Source organism: Salinibacterium sp. (assembly GCF_031364185.1).
GTDB lineage: Bacteria > Actinomycetota > Actinomycetes > Actinomycetales > Microbacteriaceae > Rhodoglobus.
This window is the reverse complement of record NZ_JANLVV010000071.1, coordinates 1-1,845: the sequence shown is the minus strand read 5'-3', so window position 1 is coordinate 1,845 and position 1,845 is coordinate 1. Positions and strand designations below refer to the sequence as shown.

The 1,845-nt window shown below is 64.1% G+C and carries 2 protein-coding genes; both read left to right on the top strand.

Annotated elements, in window-relative coordinates; translation table 11 throughout:
• Nucleotides 1-6: 6 nt before the first annotated feature.
• Nucleotides 7-150, top strand: coding sequence for a fasciclin domain-containing protein (locus tag RMN95_RS03715; RefSeq protein WP_309615614.1), 144 nt, complete (start codon nt 7-9; stop codon nt 148-150).
• A 1,251-nt stretch (nt 151-1,401) separates the two neighbouring features.
• A partial coding sequence (locus RMN95_RS03710) for a deaminase (protein WP_309615613.1) occupies nt 1,402-1,845 on the top strand: 444 nt, incomplete at its 3' end.

Below are 1,845 nucleotides of genomic sequence, written 5' to 3'. Positions count from 1 at the left end.
GACGGCATGGCTGCCGCCACGGTCAACGGTGCCGAGCTGCACTTCGACCTCAAAGACGGTGTGAAGGTCAACGGCGCGACTGTCGTCACCGCTGATATCGTCTGCGACAACGGCGTGATCCACGTCATCGACGCGGTGCTTCTGCCGTAGTAGTTCTGCCTCCAGGCAGACACGCAACGGGGCGGTCCCTTTCGGGGCCGTCCCGTTGCTCGTGTGCGCAGTGGGGACAAAGCCTCGTATCCCGACATGCCGTCGATCAGCAAGGCAACGCCATCGACTCGCTTGCCCCCAGGTCTGTCGCCAGTCACGGAAAAATGACAGAGACCCGGCCACCTAGTGCAGCGCAACGCGCGTCGGCACCGTGAAACTCCGTGATTTGTCACGCGACCCTTGGGGTTGACTGGCGCCGCGGATGCTGAACTCATCGCGCCGCAGCGAGCCGAGATTCTCGCCGAATCCATTGACGATGCGCGGCTCGCCGTCGCCCCGCCTCGGCGTGGGGGGAGTCGCGAGACCAAATGCGCGTGTTGCGCCGGGAAAGCGGGCATTTTCGGGATTTCGCCACCGCCTTCGCCCACCGCAAATGGAGGTACCGCGACGACGCCTCCGTCTCGGAGAATATTAACGGCGGCCGCCTCTTCGCACCTCAGAGCCGTCTGGGTATCCTCGGGCAAGACGCGCTTTCGCAGCGTTGACGGTGGACTCGCCGGCCATATAAGCGTTCAACAGCCCGGCAAAAGCATCATCATCGACGAATACGCCGAACTTCCTCCCGTGTGACCTGACGACTTCACGACCGAGATTACTAGTTGATTCGATCCATGGTGGGGGGGCGAAGCGGGTCTTTCAGGGTCTGCCTGAGACATACCCCGGGAATCGCGGAGGGGTGCGCGTTTTCGGGATCGGCTGGACATCGGGCGATCTACGAAGAAGGCGCGGGACGCCGGTGGCACCCACAGTAGGACGAGGACGGCTGCCTGCACGGCAATGACGAGCGGGACGAATGGCTGCAGCTCGCTAAACGGTGGTGTGCTCGCGTAGGCGAAGACGACGCCGAACAGCTGCGAGATGGTGGCGGGACGAGAGGCGAGGGGGTGTCCGCTTGGCAGCCTCCAGGCGAGGGCGGCCGTGAGGATGAACAAAGGCACATGAACTACCAGGCGGGTCTGCTGCACGGTTAGATGACATTTGAGTTGGCTTGCCCGGGGGGAGCAATCGCCTTGCGTCTAACTCATGCCCAGCGGGCTAAGTGTAAGTACTGCGGTTCGTTACTCACACTTGCGGCGCGGAGACGTCGATCTTCGCTGACGCGCAGCCGCGGCATCCATCATCAAACAGCGTTGACCTTGCCGCACGGGTCTGGCAACGTCAATGACTAGACCCAGACTCCGGAGGGACCCCATGACGGTTCGCATCGACCTCAACCTCTCGCTGGATGGCATTGTGATGCCGGCTAATCAGTCGCCCGAGAATCCGATGGGCGAGGACTGGGGCAGGCTCGTAGCGCACTACCTTGCCACGAGGACGATGCGCGAGCGGGTGCTGGGCGAGACGTCGGGCGAGGGGACGACCGGTGTCGACGATCGCTACGCGGCGGCGTACTTCGTCGGGGTTGGTGCGGAGATCATGGGCGCCGGGATGTTCGGGCTGCATGCGTTTCCGAGCGATCCGGATTGGCGGGGTTGGTGGGGCGATGAGCCGCCGTTTCGCGTGCCGGTGCTGGTGCTGACGCACCGGGAGCGCCCGCCGATCGAGTTCGCCAATGGCACCCGCTTCGAGTTCATCGCCGCGACGCCGCAGAAGGCTCTCGCGTGGGGGCGGGAGCTGGCCGGTGGGTCTGACGTC

What these genes read in the sequence shown, in the direction of transcription:
- RMN95_RS03715 (WP_309615614.1), top strand. Translation starts at nt 7, where the DNA reads ATGGCTGCCGCCACGGTCAACGGTGCCGAGCTGCACTTCGACCTCAAA.